13 protein-coding genes are annotated in these 15,542 nt (G+C 45.0%); 2 read left to right on the forward strand and 11 right to left on the reverse strand.

Annotated elements, in window-relative coordinates; genetic code table 11:
• Positions 1 to 210 precede the first annotated feature (210 nt).
• Together BLP80_RS16545 and BLP80_RS01180 are read right to left on the reverse strand one after the other, a co-directional pair.
• Positions 211 to 435: a transposase gene (locus BLP80_RS16545; protein WP_090539323.1), complete on the reverse strand. Its 225-nt coding sequence runs from the start codon at positions 433 to 435 to the stop codon at positions 211 to 213.
• 663 nt (positions 436 to 1,098) lie between these two features.
• Positions 1,099 to 1,986, reverse strand: coding sequence for a recombination-associated protein RdgC (locus tag BLP80_RS01180; protein ID WP_090539325.1), 888 nt, complete (start codon positions 1,984 to 1,986; stop codon positions 1,099 to 1,101).
• Positions 1,987 to 2,720: 734 nt separating this feature from the next.
• Here BLP80_RS01180 and BLP80_RS01185 point away from each other — a divergent pair.
• Both BLP80_RS01185 and mutS read left to right on the forward strand, forming a co-directional pair.
• Positions 2,721 to 3,896, forward strand: coding sequence for a type III PLP-dependent enzyme (locus BLP80_RS01185; RefSeq protein ID WP_090539327.1), 1,176 nt, complete (start codon positions 2,721 to 2,723; stop codon positions 3,894 to 3,896).
• Between the two features lie 287 nt (positions 3,897 to 4,183).
• Complete coding sequence (gene mutS / locus BLP80_RS01190) at positions 4,184 to 6,748, forward strand: DNA mismatch repair protein MutS (protein ID WP_090539526.1); 2,565 nt, start codon at positions 4,184 to 4,186, stop codon at positions 6,746 to 6,748.
• A gap of 144 nt (positions 6,749 to 6,892) precedes the next feature.
• Here mutS and BLP80_RS01195 read toward each other — a convergent pair whose 3' ends face one another.
• The 9 genes from BLP80_RS01195 to BLP80_RS01235 all read right to left on the reverse strand — a co-directional run bounded on the left by BLP80_RS01195 (position 6,893) and on the right by BLP80_RS01235 (position 15,518).
• Positions 6,893 to 7,390: an FKBP-type peptidyl-prolyl cis-trans isomerase gene (locus BLP80_RS01195; protein WP_090539329.1), complete on the reverse strand. Its 498-nt coding sequence runs from the start codon at positions 7,388 to 7,390 to the stop codon at positions 6,893 to 6,895.
• Positions 7,391 to 7,476: 86 nt separating this feature from the next.
• Positions 7,477 to 7,929 (reverse strand): CopD family protein, encoded by a 453-nt coding sequence (locus BLP80_RS01200; RefSeq protein WP_090539332.1) that lies wholly within the window; start codon positions 7,927 to 7,929, stop codon positions 7,477 to 7,479.
• Positions 7,930 to 7,955: 26 nt separating this feature from the next.
• Positions 7,956 to 8,543, reverse strand: coding sequence for a ribonuclease HII (gene rnhB, locus BLP80_RS01205; protein WP_090539334.1), 588 nt, complete (start codon positions 8,541 to 8,543; stop codon positions 7,956 to 7,958).
• 77 nt (positions 8,544 to 8,620) lie between these two features.
• Complete coding sequence (fabZ, locus tag BLP80_RS01210) at positions 8,621 to 9,064, reverse strand: 3-hydroxyacyl-ACP dehydratase FabZ (RefSeq protein WP_090539336.1); 444 nt, start codon at positions 9,062 to 9,064, stop codon at positions 8,621 to 8,623.
• Positions 9,065 to 9,184: 120 nt separating this feature from the next.
• Positions 9,185 to 9,694 carry an OmpH/Skp family outer membrane protein gene (locus tag BLP80_RS01215; protein WP_371128796.1) on the reverse strand — a complete coding sequence of 170 codons (510 nt, stop codon included), beginning with the start codon at positions 9,692 to 9,694 and terminating at the stop codon, positions 9,185 to 9,187.
• A 49-nt stretch (positions 9,695 to 9,743) separates the two neighbouring features.
• Entirely contained in the window at positions 9,744 to 12,059 is a 2,316-nt protein-coding gene (gene bamA / locus BLP80_RS01220; RefSeq protein ID WP_090539340.1) for an outer membrane protein assembly factor BamA, read from the reverse strand.
• A 2-nt stretch (positions 12,060 to 12,061) separates the two neighbouring features.
• Positions 12,062 to 13,429 carry an RIP metalloprotease RseP gene (rseP, locus tag BLP80_RS01225; protein ID WP_090539342.1) on the reverse strand — a complete coding sequence of 456 codons (1,368 nt, stop codon included), beginning with the start codon at positions 13,427 to 13,429 and terminating at the stop codon, positions 12,062 to 12,064.
• An 80-nt stretch (positions 13,430 to 13,509) separates the two neighbouring features.
• Positions 13,510 to 14,697 carry a 1-deoxy-D-xylulose-5-phosphate reductoisomerase gene (gene ispC / locus BLP80_RS01230; RefSeq protein WP_090539345.1) on the reverse strand — a complete coding sequence of 396 codons (1,188 nt, stop codon included), beginning with the start codon at positions 14,695 to 14,697 and terminating at the stop codon, positions 13,510 to 13,512.
• Complete coding sequence (locus BLP80_RS01235; protein WP_090539347.1) at positions 14,694 to 15,518, reverse strand: phosphatidate cytidylyltransferase; 825 nt, start codon at positions 15,516 to 15,518, stop codon at positions 14,694 to 14,696. The genes ispC and BLP80_RS01235 overlap by 4 nt, the downstream gene beginning before the upstream one ends.
• Positions 15,519 to 15,542: the final 24 nt, after the last annotated feature.

A 15,542-nucleotide genomic window follows, 5' to 3' on the forward strand; every position in this document is an offset into this window, starting at 1 on the left:
AGGGCCGATGTCAGTTGCTTAGCGGTTCGACAAGCTCACCGCGAACGGTAATGGTTTTACTGAAACGATCCACTAGAAGCCCAGTGTGTTCTTGCCAGCCTCCAAGCAAACGATCCAGATAACAATAGCGCTATTCGTTTTGGCTTTTTTTCATTTATAAAACCGTTGCGCCAATGGTTCATAGCGCACGGAACATGCACATGTGCTGCTTCAGAAAAGATCCGGGAGAGATATGTTGCTTGCTCCAGGATTGCCTTCCTCTTTGTTTTTGCGATTGCTGATGTGCCTGCTCTCTATACAACGGTAACCAGAAGCAAACTTACTCCCGCTGGTAAAGCGATGAATATCATCCATCTCCAGCATAATGGTCAGTTCAAGTATTCCTCCGATACCTCGGATTGTTTTCAGTATTTCAAAAGCTTTGGTTAAGTTTATCGTTCGGTGAACGAATTGTTCTCCAGCGCCTTGATTTCGCGTTGAATAATATGATAGACCGCTAACCCCGCCTGAACGGCTTGCAGCGTGTAGTCACCTCCTAATGGTAATGAAATCTACGACATCAAGGATTCAGGTAGAATTAGTTACTTAACTCACGTGTCGCTGGATCTGCGCCGAAAGATTGAAAAATTAGCAGCATAAATCAAGCCATGCTAATAATTTTTAAAGAGGAAGATTCTAAATACACTTTAAATATAGTGTATTTATTACTGCTCTTAGTGCGCTTTGATCAGTTGTAGCAGTGAGGCTCCTGTGTACCCAGCGCGATCAATTATTCACCTTCAGGAATGGAAAAAGTGCTGCCAACCTTCAGCGCCGAAGCTGAGCGGCAAGCATTGATTGATAGATGTAATTCTGGGGGAAAAAATAAGGCACGCGAATAGAAACTCAAACCTAGCTCCAGTTATGACTTCAGAATCAGCACTCGACTACGCTCTTGAAATTTATGGTTTTTATTCTCTCAGGCGCTTTTGATATATCCAAGCAAGCTCTCCCTTTATGGTCTTAAAAAATAATTATAAAATCTCCGAATATCTATCGTGTTCAAATATAAGAAACGATAAGGTTGTGATATTAACCCAAAAATTCAGAGTTAGCGTGTTACTCAACCACCTCGCCGCCCAATGCATCAATTAAATCAGGCAATAACTGCTTCAATTGTTCGGTCATGAGAAAGAAATTGCTATCAAACTGCTCTTCAGCGGATTCTGCGGGTTCTTTCTCGATATCCAGCAGGGTGAGCCGCTTTATTTGCAGGTTTTCGTCCAGCATAAAAGAAAGGTTATTTTCCCAGACCATCGCCAGTTTAGTCACTTCCTTACCCGCCCTGACATGCCGGGTGATTTCATCCGAGTCAAGTGGTTGCCGCTGATAACTTACCGAGACTTTTTTATCTTCTCTGCTGCGGAAAACGCTGTCGCTGTCGATGGCGAACGCAGCGGACAGCTCATCCCCTGATAGCCATCTAGTCATGGCCGATGTGGGGGTTATCGTGGTCTTGATGCGCTTGAGCGCAATCGTGGGAATCGTTTTCAGGAAAGTCTCTGCAAAGGTATCAGCTTTGGCGACATTCGCGCTATCGATGATAAACCAACCGTCAACCGGATCGATCCAGGCATGGCTTTTCTGCCGGATGACAAAGGCGCGTGGCAGCAGTTCGTATAAAGCGGCTTCCTTGATTTCTTTCATCTGTTTACGGCCAACCGGATAGCCCTGCTGCACTTCCATTTCCTCGGCACGCGCTTTGGCACGCTGATTAACGACGGAGGCAGGCAGCAATTTTTTCTCTGACCCCAGGGCGATGAGCATCTGCTGGCCGCGCGCGCAAACCAGATGTTCTTCTTCCATGCCGGGCGGAACCCAGCCATGGCTTTGCATTTCCATACTCAAACAGGCTTCCAGGGTGCGTCTTGCTAACAACTCTTCAAGCTCTCCATGCGTGAGCTTCCAGTCGGTGATACGATAAATTTGTAAATTCTTAAACCACATAATGTATTTATTTCAGAAATCGTTTTATTGGGATGTGTCAAAAGGCTAAGAATTGTACATGCGATTGCTGTTTTTTGATCAACCGATGGTATGCCGAGTTATAACGTTCAGGAAGATTTGAATAAGTGACTGCTGTGGCATATTTTCGTTGCACGCTGCTGCTCCTTTAAGCTACACCCGCTTTGCCACATTGACATCAATCTTCAGAACTTAAGAAGCAACAAATTCGCCCTGAATTGAATGATAGCAAGTTGGCGAACATTGGAAATCTTTTCTGTACATATATATGGATTAATCGCACTCACATTTCTCCTCTCTTGGCTTGATTCTGGCGTGATGGAGCTACCACATCAGAAAGTCTGTGAATATCCTGGCTTGCTTGGGTGCATCGAAATTTCATTGATTAACAACTGACGTGCTTTACCTTGAACAATCAATTTTTTTTATTGTCTCAACCAGCATTTAATGCATGGAAAGTAAAAAATATCTTATGCTACAACTTCATGATTTCAAGTAACCATTTTAAGAATAAACTATTTTTTCTTTCATTAAAAAAAATGCTTGATTCCACAAAAATGCGGCCTATAATTCGTACCCTTTAATAATTTTATTAGCTTCATTAGCATTAAGAAATAAGGAGGTCATCATGATAAGCAAAGCGAATTCTTTTGCACAAACTGATTTGGTTCATATTCATATCCCAGAAACGTAGCGACCTGTAAGAGGAATTAATAATGAAAATTCGTACCGCCACCGTGCAAAAGAGAACTGAAAGTGACGTTATCTTTGATACCCACCCTGAGATTAGTCTGGATCTCTCTCTCGTTGAAGAAACCCTAAAAAAGGGTTATAGCAGACCTTTCTTGCTAGTCGACCGCGATATTATCCGTAACAAAATTCGCCGTTTCAAAGCTGCCATGCCACGCGTTCATCCGCATTACGCAGCAAAAGCAAATCCGGATTCGCGCGTATTAAAAACATTGATAGAAGAAGGCTCAGGTTTTGAAATTGCGTCCATCGCCGAATTGGATCTATTGCTTAGTTTAGGTGTTCCCGCAGCGGAAATCTACTATAGTAACCCAATGAAATCTCGTGCCTACCTGGAGTACGCCGCGGCCAAAGGCGTAGAATGGTACGTATTGGATAGTATTGAAGAGCTCCGTAAAATCGTCAGCGTCAAGCCAGATGCAAAATTATACTTGCGCATCGATACGCCCAACATCGGTAGTGACTGGCCACTTGCAGGTAAATTTGGCACACACCTTGCTGATATCAATGAAATTATTAACGAAGCCGCCTCTCTGGGCGCCGATCTTGCTGGCGTGACCTTTCATGTGGGCTCCCAATGCCGTAATCCGCAAAACTGGCGAGTCGGTATCGAGCGTGCCAAAAACGTTTTCGCTGACATGAGGCAGGCCGGATTAAGACCTCGATTGCTCAACATCGGTGGTGGCTATCCGGTACGCCATGTTAAACCCATCCCTTCCATTGAAGTAATTGCAGATGTCATCAATACTGCAATTGCTGATCTCCCGGAAGAAATTCGCATCATGGCTGAGCCGGGTCGATTTCTGGTATCGGATTCAGCATGTTTTGTTTGCAGGGTAGTAGGCACTGCCACCCGCAATGGAAAACGCTGGATGTACTGGGATGCCGGCATATTTGGCGGTATTATTGAAGTAAGCGAAGGGCTACGCTATGAGATTTTGACTAACCGCAAGGGGAGCAATATCCCATGGTCCATTGCTGGCCCAACCTGTGATTCTGTTGATGTGCTCATGCATGACGAGCTGTTGCCTGAAGATATTCAGGAAGGCGATTTCATCTTTATTCCCAATGCAGGCGCCTATACCACTGCCTACGCCAGTAATTTCAATGGCTTTCCTTTACCCGATGTAATCGTACTGTAACTTGAACATCCTCATTGGCCAATGATTGATCCGGCACGGTAAGTTATGCATTCATTCTAGCCAAACTTGTTGGAATCGGTATATTTTTCGACAAGTTTGGCGTGCACCCACCCACGATATCAATCAATCAAATACGCTGATGCGCATTTATGCAAATATCAACGTATTCGACTAAGAAACAGACCATCTACTGCAATGACTTACTTATTGCAACAGCCTTAGCCTGCTAAAATAGGTTGCTTGATTAATAATCCGTCAATTTCATGGCTCCAGAAAATCATACCCCCATGATGCAGCAATACTTGCGCATCAAGGCACAGCATGCTGACAAGCTACTGTTTTATCGCATGGGAGATTTCTATGAGTTATTCTTTGAGGATGCCGAGAAAGCAGCCAAGTTGCTCGATATCACACTGACCCAGCGTGGGACCTCGGCAGGTGAGCCTATCAAAATGGCCGGTGTGCCCTATCATGCTGCAGATCAATATCTGGCGAAACTCGTCAAATTAGGCGAATCAGTTGCCATTTGCGAGCAAGTCGGTGATCCCGCCACTGCCAAGGGACCCGTAGAACGCAAAGTAATCCGTATTATCACACCGGGTACACTGACCGATGCCGCTTTGCTGGAAGACAAACGCGACTGTATCGTACTGGCGCTGTCATTGCACAAATCGACGTTAGGGTTAGCATGGCTTAATCTGGCCGCTGGCCAGTTGCGTATGCTGGAAACTTCCCCGGATAATCTGACGAGCGAACTAGAGCGCCTTCAGCCTGCTGAGATTCTTTTGCCTGAGTCACTGGATATATCTTTAGTAGTTACTAAATCAAGTCCCTCCAAACAACTACCAGCCTGGCAGTTCGATTACAGCAGCGCAATCCGTAATCTTACCAAACTATTTGGCACCCATGATCTCTCCGCTTTTGGCTGCGATGGTTTGCACGCGTCGCTGCAAGCTACCGGGGCGTTACTCGAATATGTCCGCCTCACGCAAGGGGCCGATATCACGCATATCAAGACATTACAGGTCGAACGCGATGGCGCCTACATTCGTATGGATGCCGCCACCCGTCGCAATCTGGAAATATCTGAAACATTGCGGGGGGAGACTTCACCCACATTAATGTCATTACTGGATACTTGTTCAACCGGTATGGGCAGCCGTTTGTTACGGCATTGGCTGCATCATCCACTACGGGATTACTCGATCCTCCAGCATCGTCTTGACAGCGTCTCCGGCCTGATGGAAGCCGCTGGGATGGCAACGCCTTACGTGGGAATCAGGGAACATCTCAAGCGCATTGCCGATATTGAGCGCATCACTGCGCGCATTGCTCTCAAATCAGCCCGGCCGCGCGACCTCTCCAGCTTGCGTGGTAGTCTAGCTTACCTGCCTGAGATCGCTGCTATGGCAACCCATGTTCTCAGCGAGCACCTCACCCGACTGGCGCAAGCCATGATACCGGATAGCAGCCTGGTTGAACTATTGCACCAGGCAGTTCTCCCTGAACCAAGCGTGCTGCTACGCGAGGGAGGGGTCATCGCCGATGGCTATGATGCCGAGCTGGACGAATTACGTGCCTTACAAAATAACTGTGGCGAATTTTTGTTGCAACTGGAAGCACGCGAAAAAACACGTACGGGTATTCCTAATCTCAAGGTGGAATATAACCGGATTCACGGTTTTTATATCGAAATCACTCATGCATATAGTGACAAGATTCCATCCGATTATCGCAGAAGGCAAACCTTGAAAAATGCCGAACGCTATGTTACTCCAGAGCTACAGGTTTTTGAAAACAAGGCGCTAGCAGCCAGGGATCATGCGCTTGCTAGAGAAAAATTCTTATATGATGCCCTGCTGGAAAGACTCACTGCCTTTATTAGCCATTTACAGAATATGGCGCATAGCGTGGCAGAAATCGATGTGCTGAGTACATTTGCTGAGCGCGCTCAATCGCTTAACTATACTGCACCGGTCTTTACCGATGAAGCGGTCATAGAAATCAACACAGGCCGCCACCCTGTCGTGGAAAGTCAGGTGGATCATTATATTGCCAATGATGTGCAGCTTGGTTTATGTGCAACTGGCAGGCGACAACTACTCATCATCACGGGTCCCAATATGGGTGGGAAATCCACTTATATGCGGCAAACTGCTTTGATTGCATTGCTTGCACACTGCGGTAGTTTTGTACCTGCAAACAGTGTACGGGTTGGCCCGATCGATCAGATCTTTACTCGCATTGGCGCATCCGATGATCTGGCGGGCGGTCGCTCTACCTTTATGGTCGAAATGACCGAAATTGCCAATATCCTGCGCAATGCCACCGACCAGAGTCTGGTATTAGTCGATGAAATCGGAAGAGGAACATCTACCTTTGATGGTCTGGCGTTGGCTTTTGCCATTGCCCGCTATTTACTGACCAAAAACCAGAGCTATACGCTGTTTGCCACCCACTATTTCGAGTTGACCAGACTAGTAGAAGAATTCGAACAAGCTGCTAACGTTCATCTGGGAGCTGTCGAATACAAGCAACATATCGTTTTTTTGCATACGGTTAATGAAGGACCTGCTAGTCAGAGCTACGGTCTGCATGTGGCAGCACTGGCGGGCGTGCCCAGTCCAGTGATCAAGGCAGCCAGGAAAATCTTGACCAAGCTGGAGCAGGAAAATGTCAGCAAAAACCCCCAACTCGATTTATTCTCAGAGCAACCGGATACAATCAATCAGTTTCCTGAAACATTACATCCTATTTTTACACATTTAAGTAAACTTATACCTGATGAGCTAAGCCCCAGGGAAGCATTGGCGCATCTCTATACATTAAAATCAATGTTGGATAAGGGCTAACTCTTCCGAGAGGCTTCCGATCAGCGGTTGTGAAGAATTCGTGCGAGCGCTTCAAGCGCAAAGCAGACGGAGCGCAGAAAATTGCCTGCCCAGTAGATTCATTAGCAAAACCTCGTTTTAACGAAACTTCGTTTTTACAGCCTCTTAATGATCATGGTGACCATGTGGCCCATGCACATGACCATGCGAAAGCTCATCGGAGGTGGCCGAACGCACTTCCATTACGGTGCACTCAAATTGTAAAGCCATTCCTGCTAGCGGATGATTGCCATCAACGACCACGATATCTTCCGTTACATCAGTAACTGTATAAATCATCATATCTTCGGAATTCTCTTCTTCCCCCTCGACTCCACCCTCGAACTGCATACCTACTTCGACAGTGTCTGGAAAAGCGTTGCGTGGCTCTATGCGAATCAACTCACTATCATATTCTCCAAAAGTTTCTTCTGGCTCCATCGCTATGGATAGACGGTATCCTGCTTCCTTTCCTTGCAGTGCTGCCTCTACAATCGGAAACATCCCGCCATAACCACCGTGCAGATAACTTACTGGAGAAGTGGATTCTTCGACAATTTCACCCACTGAATTGGATAATTTATAATATTGAAGCGATACCACGGTATCCTTTTCTATAAGCATTTCTTTACCACCTATATTGATTCTCATTGATTAATGGAATACACAAATACAAAAAAGTTTTTTGTACACTCCCACGATTGGTCAGACTAAGCTGACCCTCCTAGAACCGCAACCGTAATGGTCACGACTCCCAGTATAAGATTAAGCCCAATTAATAGGCGAATTTGCCCTAACGCAGTACCTGCAGATGGCCATTCTTCTCTGGCAACATGATAGTTGAGTTTCTTGAATGCCGAGAAAAAAACATAAATAAAGATCAACATCATCAGAAGGCCTAACGCAAACATGAAATGAATATACAGATCTACGGCCGCAAATCCTCCCATTTGCATCACCATATAAAGACCGCTAGCCAGGATGAATCCCGCCGATAAAAATACCCATGGAAAAAACCGGCTAAATACGCCACTCCAGAGCTTTAATCGTATGGGTGGTTCAAGCAGCTGTGCAGCAATCGGGCGCAAAACCCAATAAGCAAAAAACATTCCCCCCACCCAAACAATCACCCCCAACAGATGTAGAAATAATGGTATTTTCATGTGAATCCTTATCTAGAAAAGTGTAATCAGGAATGGGTATGCTCTCCCATCAAAGCACTCACAGGAGCGAAGCTGCGTCGATGAATTTCAGAGATGCCATGTTGCCGTAATGCCGCCAAATGAGCTTTTGTAGGATAACCCTTATGCTGGTTTAGTCCGTAAACAGGAAAATGCTTGTGCAATCGCAACATCTCAGCATCACGCGCTGTCTTGGCCAGTATCGAAGCTGCCGAAATTTCAGGAACGAGACTGTCACCTTTTATGATCGTCTTCATAGGGCAATTCAGTCGTGGCGATTGATTGCCATCGACTAAAACAATTGAAGGAATCAGCGGTAATCCTTCAACGGCTCGCTTCATGGCGAGCAAGCTGGCTTGCAGAATATTCAAATGATCTATTTCGGCAACAGAAGCAGAAGCAATCGCCCATGCTTTCGCATGATGCTTGATGAGAGCGGCAAGGTAAGTACGTTTGCTCTCACTCAATTTTTTGGAATCAGCCAATCCTTCAATGTTGCAATCCGGGCCTAAAATGACACACGCCGCATAGACTGGCCCAGCAAGGGGCCCTCTTCCAGCTTCATCCACGCCACCAATCCAATCAGTTTCATGCATGTAGCTTACAGCCAGCTATCTATGAATGCAGAAAGACAAAAAATAAAGAAATCTACCAGCAACAAATGAGGCAGTTTCTATATATTTCTCACTGTGCACATTAATTGTGCCTCGGTCACAAGCTGATCACCTACCTCTGCACGTGCTGAATATTTCCAAACACCTTTGATCTGTCTGGTGATTTCCACTTTCAGCAAGAGTTGGTCGCCTGCCGTGACGGGTTTCTTAAAACGCACGCCATCAATCCCTACAAAATAATAAACTTGCGCATCATTCTTGGTGGGGTTCTCTGTTCTGATTGTAAGTAATGCCGCTGCCTGCGCCAAGGCTTCGACGATTAGGACACCCGGCATGACCGGGTGATGTGGAAAATGTCCAACAAAATAAGGTTCGTTGATCGATACATTTTTGAGTGCAATGATCCGTTCACCTGGTTCATAAGAAATAACTCGATCAACCAGAATGAAAGGATAACGATGAGGCAGATACTTTAAAATTTCATAAATGTCCATGGCATTCATTCTTGTCTCCCTTTAGCCTGGAAAGTGGGTTGATCATCTGCACAATAACCCAAAATAACACTGCCTAAAATTAGTATTAATGGAAAGCATCACATAAAATATGAATTACTTTTTGGTTACCTACTCCTGTCCTGCAAGTGCCCTGATAACCTGATTCGTGATATCGATACGCTGGCTGCGATAAACTGAATCCTGTAATTGCAAGATCAAATCATAGCTCTCATTTTCTGCTATGTTTTTAATAGTTTTGTTAACGCGTTCCAAAATCAAGCTATATTCTTCATTTTGACGCATACTTAAATCTTCCCGCATCTGTTGTTGTGCACGCTGGTATTGGCGACTAACGTTAGCAAGCTCACGCTCCTTGGTTCGCCTTTCTTCTATTGCTATGCTTTTATCATTCTTCTCTAATTGCTCCTGCAGGTCTTTGATTTCAGAAGCCATTTTTTTGATACGCTCATCATAAACCAGAAATTCTTTCTCTATTTTTCTTTGCGCCAGGATAGCAGGGGCTGATTCCCGCAAGATTCTCTCGGTATTCACAACTCCAATCTTGATTTCTTTTGCTAGGACACCGGAATACCCGCCAATAAGGAAAACCAGCGTAAACAGCGTGATCAACCATTGCAACCATAAAAGCTTGCAGTTCAATTGCTCCTCCTGATCAGCTGATCTGGATTTAAAATGTTTGCCCCAACTGGAACTGGAATCTTTGTATATCATCGCCTTTCTGATCATTTAATGGTTGAGCAACACTAAACCTCAGAGGACCCATTGGAGAAATCCATGTCACAGCAATCCCTGTAGAAAAACGCAAGAAGTTTAGATCCAGTTGTGACCAATCATTGAAGACATTCCCGCCATCAATAAAAGCTGCTAACCGCACGGTCTTTTCATCTTTCATAAAGGGGGCTGGAAACAATACTTCTGCACTGCCGACAACGCGCTTACTCGCCCCTACAATAGTTCCTCGTCTTCCTGGTATCGGATTACCATTCTCATCCAATACAGGGTCACGAGGCCCCAGTGAATTAATATTGTAGCCACGGACCGAATTAAAGCCTCCCGCAAAGAAATTTTTAAAGAAAGGCAGCGATTCACCCGAATAACCATCCCCAACGCCTACTTGTCCATTCAGCATCAAGGTGAATATTCTCGAAATAGGAAAAAACCATTTATGCTCATAGCTCGCCTTATAGTATTCCAGTTCAGCAAAAGGCAAACTAAATTCTCCAAATAATCGATGTGTCGTCCCAGAAGTTGTCCATATCGCGCTATCACGATTGTCACGCGCCCAACTAAGCGTGATAGGAAGATTATTGGTCGTGCTCCCAAATTGTTCTACAAAATCAAAAAAGCGCTGAGGACTGTTGGCTCTCAGATCAATTTTCGTATGTTCAGCGCCCAAGCCCAGAGAAACAATATCGTTTTCCGCTATCGGGATACCAAAACGTAACGTCGCACCGGCTGTATCTGTATTAAAAATTCCAACACTGGGTAGCGATCGAGTATTAATATCCCGTTTAAAAACATCAAGCCCAAGGCTGATTCCGTTAATCGTATAATAGGGATTGGTAAAAGATGCCGAGAATATCTTGTTGACACTACCAGTATTGACTGAGACGCTCAAAAAATTACCCGTGCCAAAAATGTTATTCTGGGAAACAGAGCCATTTAAAATAATACCTTCCAGATCTGAGTAGCCTGCCCCAAACATGATCGCACCTGTTGGCTTCTCGGTCACATTAACATTGATATCAACCTGATCAGGCGCATCTGCCACTGGGGGAGTTTCCACATTGACGCTCGTGAAAAAATCTAACCTGTCAACGCGCTGCTTGGAGCGATTAATTTGGCTGGTTGAATGCCAAGCACCTTCCATCTGGCGAAACTCCCGGCGAATGACTTCATCGCGGGTACGATCATTGCCACTGATATTGATACGTCTAACATAGACCCGGCGACCCGGATCGATATAAAAAGTAAAAGCGGTTTTCCTACTCTCCTTATCGAGCTCAGGTGAAGCGTTAACATTGGCAAATGCGTAACCCTCATCACCTAATCGATCAGTAATAAGTTTAATGGATTCTGTTAATCTTTCTCGAACGAATACACCACCTGGCTCGAGTTTAATCAGTTTGCGTAATTCTTCTTCTGGCACCAAGAAATTTCCAGCAAGCTTGATATCTGAAACCGTATATTGCGGTCCTTCGGTGATATTGATGGTAATGTAGATGTCCTTCATATCAGGCGTGATGGATACCTGGGTAGAATCGATATTGAACTCCAGATATCCACGGTCAAGATAGTAGGATCGCAACGTTTCTAGATCGGCAGATAATTTTTGTTTCGAATATTGATCATCTTTTGTGAACCAGGTCAGCAGTCCTGGGGTTCTCAGCACAAACAAGCCAACCAAATCACTATCACTAAAGGCTTCATTACCCACAATATTGATCTGTCGGATTCTGGTTGTTTTGCCTTCTTCAATATCGAAATTAATCCCTACACGATTACGTTCCAGCGGGGTTGTCGTCGTAGTAATCTTAACAGCATATTTGCCGCGACTGATATATTGTCGCTTTAGCTCTTGTTCAGCTTTCTCCAATAAAGAGCGACTAAAGATACGCGATTCGGCTAAACCTGCCTGTTTTAGACCTTCTTTCAACTTATCTTTTTCAAATTCCTTGGCACCGTTGATGTTAATCTGGGCAATGGCAGGACGCTCCTGTATTTCCACAATCAGTAATCCATCTTGGGCTTTTAGTCTTACATCCTGGAAGAAGCCAGTTTCATAAAGTGTTTTGATTGCGGCAGTGGCTTTAGCTTCATCTAGTACATCACCTACTTTTATAGGAAGATAGCTAAAGATTGTTCCCGCTTCGGTACGCTGTATCCCATCAACACGAATATCCTTTACAACGAATGGTTCAACTGCTTCACCAACGAGTGAATAGAATAAACAATAAAGTATGACAAGACACCTGAATTTCATGCTTAACCAGAAATAAGCCGATAAATATCATTGTATATAGCAATAACCATGAGGGTAAACAACATCGTCATACCAATCTGCTGGCCAATCGCCATGGCTCTTTCCGACAATGGAGAACCTCTGATAATTTCGACCACATAATACATTAAGTGCCCCCCATCCAGCACAGGGATAGGCAATAGATTCAGCACAGCAAGACTCACACTGATCAGCGCAAGGAATCCAAGATAAGCAATTATCCCCATTTGTGCTGATTGACCAGCGTAATCAGCGATCGTAATGGGGCCACTCATATTCTTCCACGAAACTTCGCCCACCACCATTTTCCCCAGCATCCGAAAAGTAAAAATGGTCATTTCCCAGGTTTTATCGAATGCTTTCAGCAATGCTGTTCCGGCAGGATAACTCACATTAACCAAGAATTTATCTATCGCTGCACGATCAATCTTGGGAGCAACGCCAATTTTCCCGATCTCTGTATTACCTTCAATCGCCTTATCCGGTGTGACAGAAATATCCATGGTCTTGCCATCACGCAAGATTTCCAGGATAAGCAATTGTCCCGGACTGGCGCGAATCTCTTTAACGAATTCTTCCCAGGACAAAATATCTTGATTGTTTACTGCAAGAATTTCATCCCCGGCAAGTAACCCTGCACGATGACCAGCTCCATCCGTAATTACCCGGCCTATAATGGGTGCCATGGTAGGTTGATAACTTACCAAACCAACTTTTTCCAGGAAATTTCCATCCAGATCATTGGCCTCCATGCTGCTTAAATTCAATTTCCGCCAGACAATTTCTCCGCGATCAGTAACTGTTTCCACTGTTACCTCAGGGTTACGGTCGACTGCATGGGTTAATAATATCCAACGCGCATCCTGCCATGTTGCAACAGATTCATTCTCAATCTTTACAATAGTTTCCCCTTCCTCAAAAGCTGAAAAGGCGGCGGGTGTCAATGGCTTTACTGGACCCAGTACTGGCTTTATGCCGCTAACTCCTGACATAAAAAGAAGCCAATAAAGCAAAATTGCCAACAAAAAGTTAGCGATCGGCCCCGCAGCAACAATTGCGAAACGCTTTGAGACAGGCTGGCGGTTAAATGCGCGCGCTAAATCCTGGGGCAAAACTTCTCCCTCATGCTCATCCAGCATCTTGACATATCCCCCGAGGGGAAGGGCTGCAATCACCCATTCGGTTTGATCTTTACCTAGACGCTTTTTAAACAGTGGCTGACCAAAGCCAATTGAAAAGCGCAAAACCTTTACACCACTCCAGCGAGCAACCAGATAGTGGCCAAACTCATGAAAGGTAATTAATACGCCTAGCGCGACAACAAAAGCAAGAATTGTAAAAAGTAGCGTCATATCAAATCAAACATGAGGGTAACAATAAATTCCGAAGCACTTAAAATGGGATCAAAACAGATAAAGAGATTGTTCTAGCATCAAGCCTGACACATCAACCATTCTCGTGCAACCTCTCGCGCCATCACATCCGCTGCAAGCACATCCTCTAATGTCGCAATCTCTTCCCGGCTGATTGTCTGCATAGCCTGCTCAATCATGGATGGAATTTCGGTAAATGCCATTTGACCTGTGAGAAATGATTCAACAGCCACTTCATTGGCAGCATTAAGCACTGCTGGCATATTACCTCCCGCAGACAATGCCTCATAGGCAAGTCTCAGGCAAGGAAAACGTGCAAAATCTGGCGCTTCAAAATTCAATTGTGCAATTTCAAATATATCCAACGATCTCACACCACTTTCCATTCTGTCAGGATAACTCAGTGCATGCGCAATTGGAGTGCGCATATCTGGATTACCCAACTGCGCGAGAACCGAGCCGTCAATATATTCAACCATGGAGTGAATGACGCTTTGTGGATGAATCACAACCTGAATTTTGTCTGGTGCAGCATCAAATAGCCAATGTGCTTCAATAACTTCCAAGCCTTTATTCATCATGGTTGCGGAGTCTACTGAAATCTTTCTTCCCATGACCCAGTTAGGATGTGCGCAGGCCTGCTCCGGTGTTACATGCTCTAAATCGGATAATGCCAGGCGTCGGAAAGGACCTCCTGATGCCGTTAGCAGGATACGGCGAACACCCGCGGAAGTGAAGTCTCCATTAAAATGCTTAGGCAACGATTGGTAGATAGCGTTATGCTCGCTATCGATTGGCAACAGGATAGCATGGCACTGTTTCACTATATCCATGAAGATACGACCGGCCATCACCAGCGTTTCTTTATTTGCCAATAAAACATTCTTGCCAGAGCGCGCTGCAGCAATCGTCGGGCGGATCCCAGCAGCACCCACAATTGCCGCCATGATAGTATCTACTTCAGGTAAAGAAGCCACCCTTTCCAATGATTCAACTCCCGCTGATACCTGCGTATCCATTCCAGCCGCTCTTATTCTTTTATCCAAACGCTCAGCACTGATCGCATCCAGCATCACTGCATAGGAGGGGCGGAAACGTTGACATTGAGCAAAAATTTTATCTACATTCTGATTAGCAGTAAGCGCAACAACGCGGAATCGGTCGGAATGACGCGCTACTACATCCAAGGTATTTTCACCAATACTTCCCGTAGATCCAAGTATGGTCAGGTGACGAGTTACTGTCATAGTTCTAATGAATAAAAAATGAGAAATACCAATACTGCAATTGGCAATGTTGAAGTAAGCGCATCTATTCGATCGAGTATACCACCATGGCCAGGCAAGATATGGCCACTGTCTTTTACACCAGCCTGTCGCTTCATCAGCGACTCAAATAAATCACCCATAATTCCCAATCCGACCAGTACAAGCGACAATACAACAAGCCCGATTACTACCATGCCACTCTCTATCACTTGTCCCCATATAAGCGCATAGCAAAAAACAGCTACTAAAGCCCCAGCCACACCCTCCCACGTTTTACCTGGACTGATTTCAGGAGCAAGTTTATGCTTACCAAACGAGCGCCCGACAAAATAGGCCGCACTGTCTGATACCCAGATCACGCCCATAAATCCAAGTAGCAACAAAGGATCAATAGCTCGTAATTGATATAAGGCCAAGCAGGTTGGCAAGAGTACTAACCAGCCCATCAGCATTAGCAAGCTTATGTTTTTAACCGGATACGATATCTTTAATAAAATCGGCGCAACTATTCCCCAGAATAAACAGGACATCACATAGATCCATATCATGCTTGTACTGTTTGGATTGCTAGCGACTGCCTCACTCAGCATTAGTAGCAGTTCTCCCCCAAGCAATGTCGTTAAAATTAAATAGAGTATAGTTTGATTGACTGTAAATCTTGCAAGCCTGCACCACTCGCGGGACGCAACAATAGTCAGCCCTAAAAGCAATGCTCCCCAAAATATCGCTGGCAAATAAAATAAAGCTGATATAAAAAAAGCTATCAGAATAATAGCAGTAAGAATCCGGGTTTTAAGCATGAGCGGGTCACATCCCGCTGAATT

Source organism: Nitrosomonas sp. Nm132 (genome assembly GCF_900100485.1).
Classification (GTDB): domain Bacteria; phylum Pseudomonadota; class Gammaproteobacteria; order Burkholderiales; family Nitrosomonadaceae; genus Nitrosomonas.